A 14,924-nucleotide genomic window follows, 5' to 3' on the forward strand; every position below is an offset into this window, starting at 1 on the left:
GACCAGGATACCAAAGCCGAAGAAGTCAATGAGGGGCTTCTCAAACCGGATGCTCGACAACGAAATCACTCTCGTCAAAGCCAGTCAGTAATCGAACCAAAGGACAGATATCATGCTCAGGCGTACCAAGATTGTCGCCACCCTAGGCCCTGCCACGGATACCCCGGAAGCCCTGGCCTCCATTATCAAGGCCGGCGTTGACGTGACCCGACTCAATTTCTCCCATGGCAGCGCCGATGAGCATATCGCCCGGGCCCGCCAGGTTCGCGAGGCGGCAGCCTCACAGGGGCGCTTCGTTGCCCTGCTGGCGGACCTGCAGGGACCAAAGCTGCGCATCGCCCGCTTTGCCGAAAACAAGGTGTTCCTGGAAGCAGGCCAGAGATTCGTACTCGATTCCGCCATGGACAAGGAGGCAGGCACCTCCGAGCGGGTCGGCATTGACTACGAGCAGCTGATCTCGGATGTCACCCCCGGCGATATTCTGGTGCTGGACGACGGTCGCATCGAAATGGAAGTGGAATCGGTAGACGACCACAGCATTACCTCCACGGTACTGATCGGCGGCCCGCTGTCGAACAACAAGGGGCTGAACAAGCGTGGCGGCGGCCTGTCCGCCGAGGCCCTGACCGAGAAGGACAAGCAGGACATCGTAACTGCCGCCAAACTGGGCGCGGATTACGTGGCTGTCTCCTTTGTACGCACCGCCGAAGACATGCACATCGCCCGCAGGCTGCTGAGCGAGGCCGGCTCCAGCGCCGGCCTGGTTGCCAAGATCGAGCGTGCGGAACTGGCCCATGACGAGGCCGCGCTGGATGCGGTGATCGAGGCGTCCGATGCGGTCATGGTGGCCCGTGGCGATCTGGCCGTCGAAATCGGCGACGCGGAACTGGTGGGTGTACAGAAACACATCATCAACCGGGCACGGTCCCTGAACCGGGTGGTCATTACTGCCACCCAGATGATGGAGTCCATGATCACCAGCCCGATGCCGACCCGCGCCGAGGTATCGGATGTGGCCAACGCCGTCATGGATTACACCGATGCGGTCATGCTCTCCGCCGAAACCGCAGTGGGCGACTACCCCACCGAGGCCGTCGAGGCCATGGTGCGAATCTGCCTGGGGGCGGAAAAACACCCTTCCATGCACCAGTCCAAGCACCGGATCCACGAAAGCATGGAACATGTCGACGAGGCGATTGCCCTGTCCGCCATGTACGCCGCCAACCACCTGAACGGTGTGACGGCGATCATCTGCATGACCGAAACCGGGGCCACCCCGAGACTGATGTCCCGTATCAAGTCGAGCCTGCCGATATTCGCCTTCTCCCGCCACCACACCACCCAGCACCGGGTGGTACTGTTCCGGGGCGTCCAGACGGTGCCGTTCGATTCCGCCAGGATTCCGAACGAACAGACCAACGCCCTGGCCGTGGCCCAGCTGGTCGAGCGCGGCGTGGTCAATGACGGGGATCTGGTGGTGATTACCAAGGGTGATTACGTCAATGCCCAGGGTGGCACCAACACCATGAAGATCGTGCGGGTCGGATCAGACATTCGCTGATCACCCGCAGATACAAAAAAGCCCACCAGACACGGTGGGCTTTTTTTGTGGGCCGGTTCCAACTCAGAGGCCGGTCAGACTCTGCCGGGCAATATCGGTCACCCTGCCCCAGTCCTTTTCTGCGATCGCATCAGCCGGTGTCAGCCAGGAGCCGCCAACCGCCTTCACATTATCCAGGGCCAGGTAATCTTTGGCCGTCGTGCGATTGATCCCGCCGGTCGGGCAGAAGGTCACATCCGGGAAGGGGCCGGCGAACGCTTTCAATGCCGGCCGGCCTCCGGCCACCTCGGCCGGGAAGAACTTGAATTCCCGGTAGCCGAACGCGTAGCCCATCATCAGCTCGGAGACAGTCGCAATCCCTGGCAGCAGCGCCGCCTCGGAGGTGACTCCGAACTCCAGGATCGCTTCGGTCACACCCGGCGTGATCACGAACTGGGCGCCCGCGGATTCCACCTGACGGTACTGGGCAATGCTGGTAACCGTGCCGGCCCCCACCCAGGCATCCGGGATGGCCTTGCGCACCTGCTCGATGGCCCGCACCCCGTGTTCGGTGCGCAGGGTGATTTCCAGCACGCGGATGCCGCCGTCCACCAGCGCCTGGCACAGGGGAACGGCGTCGTCCGGGTCCTTGATGGCAATAACGGGTACCAGGGGGCAAGCATTGAGAACGGCCTGAACCCTGTCCCGGTGATAGTCGGATAATTGATTCATCGGTTATCTCCAGAATTCTTTCAAGACGGGATGTCAGAGCCGTCACGGGCTCCAGAAGATTTGCAGCCCGGGCTTCAGAAAGCCGCGAATCGGCATGACCATCACCTCATCCGGCTTTGATACTGCCCTTTCCAGCGTCTCCAGCTTGTCCGCACCCTTGAGGTGCAGGGCGGTGAACCGGGCCTCCGCCAGCACCGGGTAGGTCAGCGTGATCCGCCGCTGGGCCTGTGAGGGCGGCGTCATGGCGGCCACTATCTCGGGATTGGAAGCGTCCATGGCCCGCGGCAATTCCGGCGCGTCCGGGAACAGGGAGGCAGTATGGCCATCGTTCCCCATCCCCAGGATCAACACATCGATCGGCAGGGCCAGCTCCCGCAGCTCACGCTTGACCGCCTCAAGCCCCTCCTCCGGTGTTTCGCCCGGCTGCTTCAGGGACAGGAACCGCGCCCCGGCGGCCTGATTCTGGAGCAGGTGCTCCTTGACCAGCGTGGTATTGCTCGCAGGATCGCCTTCAGGGACCCAGCGTTCATCGGCCAGGAGTACATCCACCCGGCTCCAGTCCATGGGCTTCTCCGACAAGGCCCGGAATAAAGGCAAAGGCGTGGAGCCGCCGGACACCACCAGGCTTGCCCGTGGCGCCTCTGCCAGGCGCTGCGCCAGAAACCGACTCACCGAATCTGCCAGCGCCACGGCAACTTCCTCCGGCGTTTCACCGAAGCAGGACTGGACTCCTTCTGGAAACTCGATCTCAGGCATCTTCATACCAGCTCCTCCCGTCCCTGGTGATCATGGCAATGGAGGCGACCGGGCCCCAGGTACCGGCGGCGTAGCGCTTGGGCGGCTCGCCACTGTCCTTCCAGTTCCGGATGACCTGGTCCACCCAGCGCCAGGCGTACTCCACCTCGTCCCGACGGACAAACAGGTACTGATTTCCCTTCATGACCTCCCAGAGCAGACGCTCGTAGGCATCCGGGATCCGGTCGGTTTCAAAGGTCTCGGAGAACGTCAGCTCCAACGGCCCCTGGCGCAGGCGCATGCCTTTGTCCAGGCCCTGATCCTTGGTAAGAATCTTCAGGGACATGCCCTCATCGGGCTGCAGCCGGATGATGAGCTTGTTGTTGGCCAGGTGCTTCTGGTCCGGATCGAAGATGTAGTGCGGCGCCGGTTTGAAGTGGATGATGATCTGGGAGAGCTTCTCCGGCAGCCGCTTGCCTGTGCGGATATAGAAGGGCACCCCGGACCAGCGCCAGTTCTCGATCTCCGCCTTGAGAGCTACGAAGGTTTCGGTGTCACTGCCCTTATTGGCGCCCTCTTCTTCCAGGTAGCCGGGCACCGGCTTGCCATCACTGGTTCCAGCGGTGTACTGGCCGCGGACCACGTAGCGGTCCATGATGTCCGGGGTGATCTGTTTGAGCGCCTTGAGCACCTTGACCTTCTCATCCCGGATACTGTCCGCGGACAGGTCCGCCGGGGGATCCATGGCAATCAGGCACAGCAGCTGGAGCAGGTGATTCTGGACCATATCCCGGATCTGCCCGGCCTGGTCGAAATACCCCCAGCGCCCCTCGATGCCGACGCTCTCGGCAACGGTGATTTCCACGTGGGAGATGTGATTCTGATCCCACTGGGAGGCAAACAGGTTGTTGGCAAAACGCAGGGCAATCAGGTTCTGGACCGTTTCCTTGCCCAGATAATGGTCTATGCGGAACAGCTGGTTCTCGTTGTAGACCGCGCCGAGCTGGTCGTTGATGACTTTCGACGACTCCAGGTCATGACCGATCGGCTTCTCGACCACCACCCGGGTCTTTTCGTTGCAGCAGCTGGCCGCTTTCAGGTTCCGGGCAATGACGCCGTACATCGACGGAGGCGTCGCCATATAGACAATGAGCTCGTTGGCCGGAGCATCCCGCCAGTCTTTCAGGGCTTCGTAGCCGCCGGGATCATTGAAATCCAGCAGCTGGTAATCCACCCGCTCCAGGAAACGACTGGCAACGTCAGCGTCGAACTCCGCTTCCTTTACATGATGCTTCAGCTTGTCGAACAGCTGTTTGCGAACGGTTGGCGTATCCGCCTCGGTACGGGCAATCGCCAGCACCCGACTTCCCTCCGCCAGCAATCCGGCCCGCTCGAGCTGATACAGTGCCGGGAACAGCTTGCGCTGGGCAAGGTCCCCCAGGGCGCCGAACAGCATAAGGTCACAACGGGTATTGATATTATTGACCATTGGTTCCTTCTCTCTGGTATTGGACAGCAGTCACACCTTTACCAACTCGGACTACCGATGTAGTAATTTTAAACAAATAGTGACAGCTGAAAATCGTTTCTCCAAGGACAATTTGGCTTAAATGATATTTTTACTACCCCAATCCCGGACGAAAAGCGGTATAATCACCACGATTTTCTTATAACCATTGCATCAGATGCAGGGAGTATCCACACCATGGCCGCGAACCAGTCGCACCGTGACGACAATCTGCTTGAAGATATACAGGCCCGGCTGGACAGCCTGAATAAATCCGAGCGCAAGGTGGCCGAGGCCATCCTCCGGGATCCCAGCGCTGCCACCCGCTACAGCATCGCAGCCCTGGCCCGCGCTGCCGACGTGAGCGAGCCCACGGTGAACCGTTTCTGCCGCGGCTTCTCCGCCACCGGTTTCCCGGACTTCAAGATCCGCCTGGCCCAGAGCATTGCCACCGGTACGCCCTACGTGGGCCAGAACGTGGAGCCGGACGACACCGTCGCCGAGTTCGCTGACAAGATCATGCTCAGCACCATCGCCAGCCTGGACAAGGCGCGCCAGTCCCTGGACCCCAAGGCCCTGGCAACCGCGATCGACTACCTGATCCAGGCCAAGCAGATCAACTTTTTCGGCATGGGCGGCTCCGCCTCTGTGGCCCTGGATGCCCAGCACAAGTTCTTCCGCTTCAACATTCCGGTCATGTCCTATGACGATGCCCTGATGCAACGCATGGTGGCCGCCGGCTCCCAGGTGGGCGATGTGATCGTACTGATCTCCTACACCGGCCGGACCAAGGAAACCGTCGAGATCGCCAAGGTTGCCCGGGAGAACGGCGCCACCGTGATCGGCATCACAAATCCGGAATCTCCCTTGGCCGAGTGCTGTACCGTTGTCCTGGGAGTCACTGCACCGGAAGATACCGAGGTGTACATGCCCATGTCGTCGCGGATCATCCATCTGACCGTGATCGACATCCTGGCCACCGGCGTCACACTCAAGCGGGGCGCGGACTTCCTCGGCCATCTCAAGAAGATAAAGGAAAGCCTCAAGGCGACCCGCTTCCCCCAGAGCTGAACGTCCAGCCCACCTCTTTCAAGTTAGCAGACACTTCCAGACGTTACCGGAGCATTAACCTCGAATGCCGGGCACAAAAAAGGGGGAGCCAAACCGCTGGCTCCCCCTTTTTTGTTTCAGCACCGGTATTACGGGCGCTCGACTTCCGCCTGGTCCCGCAGGTACTGCTGGTAAGCGGTGTACTCGCGCTGGCCTTCCAGTGATGCCAGGAACTGTCGGAGTTGCTCGAACTCCTGACCGTCACGGTCCGCCTCGCCAGCGTTGACCGCCTCCAGAGCAACCACGACTGCCTGATCGGCACTCACGGTACTGCCATAGCTTGCCGCCCCTTCATCAGGACGTGGCAGGGAGAAGGCTGTCTGCATGACCGCCGGCGCAATACCTCCGGCGTTACGGCCCTGCGCCTCGTAGGATTGCCACTGGCCGGCCTCAATGTCTTCTAAAGACTCACCTTGCTGGAGGCTGGCAATGATCCCATCCGCACGCTCTGCCAGCGCCTCACGGGTTTCCTGGGCCACCAGGCGGTCGCGGATCTGGTCACGGACATCTGCCAGCGGCAACTGCTGGGCCTCACGGTGTTCGCGAACACGGGCCACCACAGACAGGTTATCGCCGACATCGATCAGTTCGGTGTTGTAGCCGCCGTTCAGGACATCGTCCGAGAACAGCTGGCGCACCAGACCAGCGTGGTCAAACGGTGCCGGGCCGCCATCACGGGTCACCCCGGAGATTTCGCGCACCTCAAGGCCCAGTTCCTCGGCAGGGCCGGCCAGGTCATCCGCCGCGTAGGCTGAGTCGGCCAGCTGGGAACGCACCTCCGCAAACCGCTCTTCCGCCTTGTTCCGGGCCAGCTCGCTGCGCAGCTGCTCTTCCAGTTCCGCCAATGGCGGCACTTCAGAACGGCGAACATCTTCCAGCCGGATCAGGTGAACGCCAAAACTGGTCTTCACGGGCTCGGAGATTTCGCCCTCGCCCAGGGCGAACAGGGCTTCTTCAAACGCCTCGTCATAGACTCCACGGCCGGCGTAGCCAAGATCACCGCCTTCCTGCGCAGACACGGTATCAATCGAGTACTCCTCGGCCAGTGCGGCAAAGGATTCACCCCCGGCCAGGCGCTCCTGGATGGTGGCCATGGTCTCGGACGCCTCGGCGCCATCCTCGATCAGGATGTGGGATGCCCGACGCTCTTCCCGCGCCAGGTCATCGGCGCGCTCCTCGTAATAGGTCTGAAGCTCCTCGTCTGTAACCTCGGTGCTATCAGCGAGGGAACCGAGGGAAAGCGAGATATAGGCGGCATCGATCTGTTCCGGCTGCTGGAAGGAACCGGCATTCTCGTCGTAGAACGCTTCGATCTCGGCGTCGGTAATTTCGACCCGATCGGCAACGTCACTGGCAGGAATCGTCAGCACCCGGAAGTCACGGGTCTGGTTCTGGATCTGCAGCAACTGGGCGGCATTCTCCTGGCTGGACATGCCACTTTGTACGATACCCGCACGAATCTGGTTAACCACATACTGTTTGCGCATGGCTTCGCGGAATTCGCCCACACCCATGCCCATATTTCTCACCGTGGCCACAAACCGGTCCCGGTTGAACGTGCCGTCCACCTGGAACTGGGGCATCTGGGTGATCAGGGCGTCGATATCAGCGTCAGACAGAGCCAGACCCTGGTTCGCAGCATCCTGGGTCAGCACCGATTCCTGGATCAGGGATTCCAGGACGTCTTTGCGGATCTGATCCTCATTCAGCAGGGACGGATCCGGAGTTTCCATCTGTGACAGGCGGCGCTGGCTTTCAAGCTGCACCAGGCGGAGAAACTCGCGCTCGGTAATATCTTCGCCGTTGACCGTGGCTACCTCCGGCTCACCGGAGAAACCGCCGATGATGGCGTCCATTCCCCAAATGGAGAGCGACACAATCAGCAGCCCGATGATGATCTTGGCAATGGTGCCCTGGGCATTTTCCCGAATATCTTGAAGCATGTTACTCCCGAATCCCCGTCGAGGTCGTGCAGTGTTGTTACAACGTAAAAAGGCGCACCCTGTCCGGAATGCGCCTTCAATTCTTCTGGGCGGCTGGCACGAGGCCGGCCGCCGGAGAAAGAACCGTTACTTGACGGCGTCTTTCAGGGCCTTGCCTGCCTTGAAACCAGGCACTTTGGAGGCCGGAATCTTGATCTCGGCACCAGTCTGCGGGTTACGACCGGTACGAGCAGCACGCTCTTTGACAGAGAAAGTACCAAAGCCGATCAGGGTAACCTGATCACCTTTTTTGAGGGCACCGGTAATGGAGTTGGTCATTGCGTCCAGAGCACGGCCAGCGGCGGCTTTGGAGATATCTGCGGACTCTGCAATTGCATCGATAAGTTCGGACTTGTTCACACTAAACCCCTTCGATTTCAGGTTGAAGATGTTATAGGTTGGTTTATTTTTTCGCGGACGTTCTCGACTATCGCATAAGCGTTCCGAGAATTCCATTCTTCAGTTTTATTATTCCTTGCGGCTGTTAACCGGTGTTCGGAATAGGCACTTACTGCGCGGGAGCCCTTGGTATTGGCTGCTTCACGGCGAAACAGTTATACCAACGGGCTCTCAGGCATGTCAACAACTCATCAAGGCTTTAATGTGTATTTATGCGCTCGGCAGCATCGCCTTCCTCGTCCCGGGGTTTCCCGGAACCGGCTTCACCGGATGCCGATTCGGCATGAGCCTCGGGCGGATAAGCCAGGGCAATATCCAGAACCTCGTCAATCCATTTGACCGGGCGGATCTCCAGAGACTCCTTGATGTTCTCCGGTATCTCCTTGAGATCCCGAACATTTTCCTCGGGAATCACAACGGTCTTGATGCCGCCCCGGTGGGCTGCCAGCAACTTTTCCTTGAGGCCGCCGATCGCCAGGACACGGCCCCGCAGGGTGATCTCACCGGTCATTGCCACGTCCGCCCGGACAGGAATCCGGGTCAGAGCGGAGACCAGTCCGGTGCACATGCCGATACCCGCACTCGGGCCATCTTTCGGCGTGGCACCCTCGGGCACGTGAATGTGCAGGTCATGCTTCTCGTGGAAGTCAGCGGGAATACCCAGGCCTGCCGCGCGGCTGCGAACCACGGTCAGGGCGGTCTGGATGGACTCCTGCATGACATCACCGAGTGAGCCGGTCTTGACCACGCGGCCTTTGCCCGGCGTCAGGGCACATTCGATGGTGAGCAGCTCACCACCTACCTGGGTCCAGGCAAGGCCTGTCACCTGGCCGATCTGATCGCTTTCTTCGGCAAGGCCATACTTGAATTTCTTGACCCCGGAATAGTCTTCCAGCATCTCCGGTGTCAGCGTTACAGACGCCTTCTCACCGGCTTCAACGTGCTCCCGAACCACCTTCCGGCAGATCTTCGCGATTTCACGTTCCAGACCACGCACACCGGCTTCCCGGGTGTAATAGCGGATCAGGTCGCGCAGGGTCTCTTCCGGTATCTTCAGCTCATCCTTGCGCAAGCCGTTGGCCTTGATCTGCTTCGGCAGCAGGTAACGCAGGGCGATGTTCACCTTCTCATCCTCGGTGTAACCCGGGATGCGGATAATCTCCATCCGGTCCAGCAGGGCCGGCGGAATGTTCATCGAGTTGGAGGTACACACGAACATTACGTCCGAGAGGTCGTAATCCACCTCGAGGTAGTGATCGTTGAAGGTGTGGTTCTGCTCCGGGTCCAACACCTCCAGCAATGCGGAGGCAGGGTCACCACGGTGATCCATACCCATCTTGTCGATCTCGTCGAACAGGAACAGCGGGTTCTTGACCCCTACCTTGGACAGCTTCTGGAGCAGCTTGCCAGGCAGCGCACCGATGTAGGTCTTGCGGTGACCGCGAATCTCGGCCTCATCCCGCACACCACCAAGAGCCATCCGGGTGTACTTACGGTTGGTCGCCCTGGCGATGGACTGTCCGAGTGAAGTCTTACCTACGCCGGGAGGCCCGACCAGGCAAAGCACCGGTCCTTTCACCTTCTTCACACGGCTCTGGACTGCCAGGTATTCGAGAATGCGTTTCTTCACCTCGTCCAGACCGTAATGGTCGCGATCGAGGATCTCACGGGCTTTCTCGATGTCATGGCGAACCCGGCTGCGCTTTTTCCAGGGCACCGCCAGCATCCAGTCGATGTAGCCACGCACCACGGTCGCCTCGGCGGACATGGGTGACATCATCTTGAGCTTGTTGAGCTCCGCCTCGGTCTTCTTGCGGGCCTCTTCCGGGAGGCCGGCTTCCTCGAGCTTTTTCTCGAGCTCTTCAAAATCGTTATTGCCCTCGCCGAGCTGGCCCATCTCTTTCTGGATAGCCTTCATCTGCTCGTTCAGGTAATACTCCCGCTGACTGCGCTCCATCTGCTTCTTGACGCGGCCACGGATGCGCTTCTCAACCTCGATCAGGTCGATTTCGCCATCCAGTTTACCGAGCAGCAGGTCCACTCGCTTGCGCACGTCCAGCGCTTCCAGCAGTTCCTGCTTCTCGGGGATGCGCATCTCCAGATGTGCAGCCATGGTGTCAGCCAGGCGCTCCACCTCGTTGATGCCGGTCAGGGAGTTGGAGACCTCGGACGGTACCTTCTTGGAGAGCTTCACAAACTTCTCGAACTCGTCCATCAGGGTCTTGACCAGTACTTCCTCCTCCCGCTCGGGAAGGGATTCCTCTTCCAGCAGCACGGCGCTGCCGGTGAGGTAATCGGCCTCGTTGATGTTACTGATGGAGGCCCGGGCGTTGCCCTCTACGAGTACTTTCACGGTACCGTCAGGGAGCCGCAGCATCTGCAGGACGGTCGCCAGGGTGCCCATTTCGAACACATCGTTGGCGCCGGGTTCGTCGGTGGACGCATCGCGCTGGGCCACCAGCAGGATTTCCTTGCTGCCCTCCATAGCCGCTTCCAGTGCCTGGATGGATTTTTCACGGCCGACAAACAGGGGCACTACCATGTGCGGGAACACCACCACGTCCCGCAACGGGAGCAACGGGTATTCTTGCACGGTATCTTCGGGTATCAGGGTCATAGGACTTCCTCTGACGGTATTTCTTTCAGCATATCACCCTTCATTGGGGCGCTGATTAAAATTGCAATCTTTTTACGGGGGGAAAACGGATTGGAATTGGAGTTAACGTGGACGTGAAGATGGGGTCAGATGAAGGCTTTCATCTGACCCCGGGTCCAGGGGTGAAGGTAGGTCAGTCCTCGGGCACAGCCTTGGCGTGGTCGCTGCTGGCGTAGATCTTGAACGGCTCGGAATCGCCGTTGATTACGCTCTCGTCGATGACCACCTTGGTGACGTCATGCTCGGACGGGATCTGGTACATGGTATCCAGCAGCGTGGCTTCCATGATGGAACGCAGGCCCCGGGCACCGGTCTTGCGCTCCATGGCCTTGCGGGCCACTGCACGCAGGGCGTCTTCCCGGAAGTCCAGCTCAACCCCTTCCATATCAAACAGCTTCTGGTACTGCTTGGTCAGGGCGTTCTTGGGCTGCGTCAGAATCTGTACCAGGGCATCTTCGTCCAGCTCGGTCAGCGTCGCCACCACCGGCAGACGGCCGACAAATTCGGGAATCAGGCCGAACTTCACCAGATCCTCGGTTTCGACATCCTTGATGACATCACCGGCACTCTTGGCGTCGTTCTGACTCTTCACCGTGGCGGAGAAGCCAATGGAGCTGCGCTCGGAACGTTCCTGGATCACCTTCTCCAGACCGGCAAAGGCACCACCACAGATGAACAGCATGTTCGTGGTGTCCACCTGCAGGAATTCCTGCTGCGGATGCTTGCGGCCGCCCTGGGGCGGAACCGAGGCAACGGTGCCTTCGATCAGCTTGAGCAGCGCCTGCTGCACGCCCTCACCGGATACATCCCGGGTGATAGAGGGGTTGTCCGACTTGCGGGAGATCTTGTCGATCTCATCGATATAGACAATGCCACGCTGGGCCTTGTCCACATCATAGTCGCACTTCTGCAGCAGCTTCTGGATGATGTTCTCGACGTCCTCACCCACGTAACCGGCTTCGGTCAACGTGGTGGCGTCCGCGATCGTGAACGGAACATTCAGCATGCGGGCCAGGGTCTCGGCGAGCAGGGTCTTACCACTACCGGTCGGACCGATCAGCAGGATGTTACTCTTGCCCAGCTCGACGTCGTTCTTGCCCTCACCGTAGCGCAGCCGCTTGTAGTGGTTGTAAACCGCGACGGACAACACCACCTTGGCACGATCCTGGCCAATGACGTATTCATCCAGGGTTTCCCGGATTTCCGCAGGTGATGGCAGGCGATCACTCGCCTCCTCCTGGGAATTCTCCTGGATTTCTTCCCGGATGATGTCATTGCACAGATCTACGCACTCGTCGCAGATGAACACCGAGGGCCCTGCAATGAGCTTACGGACTTCATGCTGGCTCTTTCCACAAAACGAGCAGTACAGCAACTTGCCGTTATCGTCGCCTCTGCCGTTTCTTTCATCTGCCATTGAATTACCTCTGTTCGTCAACTGCCGGCGTTACTGGCAGGTACGCCGGCCAAGGTTGATGCGATTACTTTCAGTATTATGTATTCGGCACGCGCTTATCAAGTACCGAATCAATCAGGCCGTACTCTTTGGCCTGGTCCGGATCCATGAAGTAGTCGCGGTCCGTGTCCTTCGAGATGGTCTCCAGATCCTGGCCGGTATGCTTGGCCAGAAGGGAGTTCAGGGTATGACGGATTTTCAGGATCTCACGGGTGTGGATCTCGATATCCGTTGCCTGACCCTGATAACCACCCAGCGGCTGGTGAATCATCACGCGGGAGTGTGGCAGGCACGCGCGCTTGCCCTCGGCACCACCCGCCAACAGGAAGGCACCCATGCTGGCCGCCTGGCCGATACACAGGGTTGCCACGTCCGGCTTGATGAACTGCATGGTGTCATAAATTGACATGCCGGCAGTCACGGAGCCACCCGGGCTGTTGATATAAAGGTGGATGTCCTTGTCCGGGTTCTCGGATTCCAGGAACAGCAACTGGGCCACGATCAGGTTCGCCATGTGGTCTTCGACCGGCCCGACCATGAAAATCACCCGTTCCTTGAGCAAGCGGGAATAGATATCGAAAGAACGCTCGCCACGGGCGGTCTGCTCGATAACGATTGGCACCAGGCCGGAATTGGTAACCATTGCGGGACCATCAATTGGTTTCTGCGTCATGTGCGCCTGAACTCCTTATGGACAATGGATCGTGGACTCGCCCCACGACATTTTCTGATGTCTTTACACACCTTACTGTGCCACCAGTCGGCCCAGATGAAAACAGCCGGACAAGCCGGCTGTTTTCTGGTTCGGCCAACGCGACCGGCCTCGCGAACCGGTCACGGCTGATCAGCGCTGGGGCTGACCCGCAGCAACGGCCTCTTCGTACTTCATCTTCTTCTCTTTGACCTTGGCCTGTTCCAGCACGTGGTCTACAACCGCATCTTCCAGTACGGAAGACTCGATCTGGGACTTCTGATCCGGGTTGTTGTTGAAATGCGCAACAACTTCCTCAGGCTGTTCATACGTAGAAGCGATCTCCTGGATCTTTTCCTCTACCTTGGCCGGATCGGCTTTCAGGTCGTTCTTCTTGACCACTTCCTGGAACAGCAGGCCGGTCTTGACGCGGCGCTTGGCCTGTTCCTCGAAGATTTCCTTGGGCAGCTGCTGGAAGTCGACCTGGCCACCGAAACGCTGTACCGCGTCCTGGCGCAGGCGATCGATTTCCTGGTCTACCAGGGCCGCCGGAATGTCCAGCTCGGTGGTTTCCAGCAGGCCGTCGACCACGTCGTTCTTGACCTTGTTGGATACCGCCTGCTTCAGCTCGCGCTCCATGTTCTTCTTCACTTCCTCACGGAAAGCGGCTTCGTCTTCGGCTTCGATACCGAACTTCTGGAAGAACTCGGCATCCAGTTCAGGCAGCTGCGGCTCTTCAACCTTGTGAATCTTGATTTCGAACTTGGCCGGCTTACCCGCCAGGTCTTCGTTCTGGTAGTCCTCTGGGAAGGTGACCTCGATTTCCAGCTCTTCGCCGGCCTTGCCACCAACGATGCCCTTCTCGAAGCCCGGGATCATCTGACCGGAACCCAGGGTCAGGCGGTGACCTTCGGCGGAACCACCCTCGAACTCTTCTCCGTCGATGAAGCCCTTGAAGTCGATGGTCACAACGTCCTTGTTCTTGGACTTGCGCTTGACTTCCTTCATGGTGGCCTGCTGACGACGCAGGTTATCGATCATGGTGTCGATATCCTTGTCAGTCACTTCGGACTGGGGCTTTTCGATTTCGATCTTGCTCAGATCGCCCAGCTCGATTTCCGGCAGCACTTCGAAGGTAGCCACGAATTCGAGGTCTTTGCCCTCTTCCATGGTCTTCGGCTCGAACTGCGGCCAGCCTGCCGGGTTGATGTCCTGCTCCTGCAGTGCCTTGATGTAGTTGTCGCGCATAACCTCGCCAACAACTTCCTGGCGGATGCTGTCACCGAAACGACGCTTGACCACGCTCATGGGCACCTTGCCAGGGCGGAAGCCGTTCAGGCGCACAGTCCGAGCAGTTTCCTGCAGGCGTTTCTGGACCGCCTGGTCGATTTCCTGGGCGGGCACACCAATCGTCATGCGACGCTCGATGTTGGAGGTCGTTTCAACAGACACTTGCATGGAAGATCCTCAAATTACAGGTTCGGTATGTGAATGAAATATATAACAAAAGTCCGTTTCCAGGCAGTTCTCCCCGGAAGGACTGAAAATTAAAAGCCGGTAGTTTATCACGGTTTGCACCGCCGAGAGAATCACCTCTATGGCACGGGCCCGACAGCACGAATCACGGCTTTTCAGATCAGCAGAAGATATGGGGATGAAATACGGAAAAGAAAGGGGGGGGGTGGTGCGAGCGGAGAGACTCGAACTCTCACGGGTTGCCCCACTGGAACCTAAATCCAGCGCGTCTACCAGTTCCGCCACGCTCGCATACACAACACTGAACGGAGGTCTGAAAAACACTACCAAAGTTCAGGCTTTGCGGAAAATCACTAAAGGGGAAAAGTGGGGTGGACGAAGGGGTTCGAACCCTCGACCGCAGGAGTCACAATCCTGAGCTCTACCAGCTGAGCTACGTCCACCACATTGGGAATTGCCTTGCGGCATTTTCGACATTTTCGTCGAAATTGCAACCTTGCTGATCACGGTGGCCCCGGAACCGTCCTTACCGACGGCTTTATGGCGCGCCCGGCAGGACTCGAACCTGCGACCCACGGCTTAGAAGGCCGTTGCTCTATCCAGCTGAGCTACGGGCGCCTGACCGTTCGCCCACCTGAAC

The 14,924-nt window shown here is 59.2% G+C and carries 11 protein-coding genes and 3 tRNA genes; 2 read left to right on the forward strand and 12 right to left on the reverse strand.

Annotated elements, in window-relative coordinates; translation table 11 throughout:
* Positions 1-112 precede the first annotated feature (112 nt).
* Positions 113-1,561 carry a pyruvate kinase gene (gene pyk, locus BM254_RS05750; protein WP_092000039.1) on the forward strand — a complete coding sequence of 483 codons (1,449 nt, stop codon included), beginning with the start codon at positions 113-115 and terminating at the stop codon, positions 1,559-1,561.
* Positions 1,562-1,624: 63 nt separating this feature from the next.
* On the opposite strand, the gene BM254_RS05755 is transcribed toward pyk, so the two are convergent.
* The 3 genes from BM254_RS05755 to zwf are packed head-to-tail and all read right to left on the reverse strand — an operon-like array spanning position 1,625 to position 4,496.
* Positions 1,625-2,272, reverse strand: a complete 648-nt coding sequence (locus BM254_RS05755) for a bifunctional 4-hydroxy-2-oxoglutarate aldolase/2-dehydro-3-deoxy-phosphogluconate aldolase (RefSeq protein ID WP_092000042.1) — start codon at positions 2,270-2,272, stop codon at positions 1,625-1,627.
* A 42-nt stretch (positions 2,273-2,314) separates the two neighbouring features.
* Positions 2,315-3,028: a 6-phosphogluconolactonase gene (pgl, locus tag BM254_RS05760; RefSeq protein ID WP_092000770.1), complete on the reverse strand. Its 714-nt coding sequence runs from the start codon at positions 3,026-3,028 to the stop codon at positions 2,315-2,317.
* On the reverse strand, positions 3,021-4,496 hold the full coding sequence (gene zwf / locus BM254_RS05765; RefSeq protein ID WP_092000045.1) for a glucose-6-phosphate dehydrogenase: 1,476 nt from the start codon (positions 4,494-4,496) through the stop codon (positions 3,021-3,023). The genes pgl and zwf overlap by 8 nt, the downstream gene beginning before the upstream one ends.
* Before the next feature lie 216 nt (positions 4,497-4,712).
* Here zwf and BM254_RS05770 point away from each other — a divergent pair, with 216 nt between their 5' ends.
* Entirely contained in the window at positions 4,713-5,585 is an 873-nt protein-coding gene (locus BM254_RS05770; RefSeq protein WP_092000047.1) for a MurR/RpiR family transcriptional regulator, read from the forward strand.
* 128 nt (positions 5,586-5,713) lie between these two features.
* Here BM254_RS05770 and BM254_RS05775 read toward each other — a convergent pair whose 3' ends face one another.
* The 9 genes from BM254_RS05775 to BM254_RS05815 form a co-directional block, all read right to left on the reverse strand.
* Positions 5,714-7,567, reverse strand: a complete 1,854-nt coding sequence (locus BM254_RS05775; protein WP_092000049.1) for a SurA N-terminal domain-containing protein — start codon at positions 7,565-7,567, stop codon at positions 5,714-5,716.
* 126 nt (positions 7,568-7,693) lie between these two features.
* A complete protein-coding gene (locus BM254_RS05780) occupies positions 7,694-7,966 on the reverse strand; it encodes an HU family DNA-binding protein (protein ID WP_008174603.1) in 273 nt (90 codons plus the stop codon).
* 238 nt (positions 7,967-8,204) lie between these two features.
* Entirely contained in the window at positions 8,205-10,622 is a 2,418-nt protein-coding gene (lon, locus tag BM254_RS05785; protein ID WP_092000052.1) for an endopeptidase La, read from the reverse strand.
* A gap of 172 nt (positions 10,623-10,794) precedes the next feature.
* Positions 10,795-12,078 (reverse strand): ATP-dependent Clp protease ATP-binding subunit ClpX, encoded by a 1,284-nt coding sequence (gene clpX, locus BM254_RS05790; RefSeq protein ID WP_092000054.1) that lies wholly within the window; start codon positions 12,076-12,078, stop codon positions 10,795-10,797.
* Between the two features lie 76 nt (positions 12,079-12,154).
* A complete protein-coding gene (clpP, locus tag BM254_RS05795; protein WP_092000058.1) occupies positions 12,155-12,790 on the reverse strand; it encodes an ATP-dependent Clp endopeptidase proteolytic subunit ClpP in 636 nt (211 codons plus the stop codon).
* Positions 12,791-12,961: 171 nt separating this feature from the next.
* Positions 12,962-14,266, reverse strand: coding sequence for a trigger factor (tig, locus tag BM254_RS05800; protein WP_092000061.1), 1,305 nt, complete (start codon positions 14,264-14,266; stop codon positions 12,962-12,964).
* 224 nt (positions 14,267-14,490) lie between these two features.
* Positions 14,491-14,575 (reverse strand) — tRNA-Leu (locus BM254_RS05805).
* 76 nt (positions 14,576-14,651) lie between these two features.
* Positions 14,652-14,727: transfer RNA gene (locus tag BM254_RS05810), tRNA-His, on the reverse strand.
* 98 nt (positions 14,728-14,825) lie between these two features.
* Positions 14,826-14,902 (reverse strand) — tRNA-Arg (locus BM254_RS05815).
* Positions 14,903-14,924: the final 22 nt, after the last annotated feature.

Source organism: Marinobacter pelagius, from assembly GCF_900114925.1.
Lineage (GTDB): Bacteria > Pseudomonadota > Gammaproteobacteria > Pseudomonadales > Oleiphilaceae > Marinobacter > Marinobacter pelagius.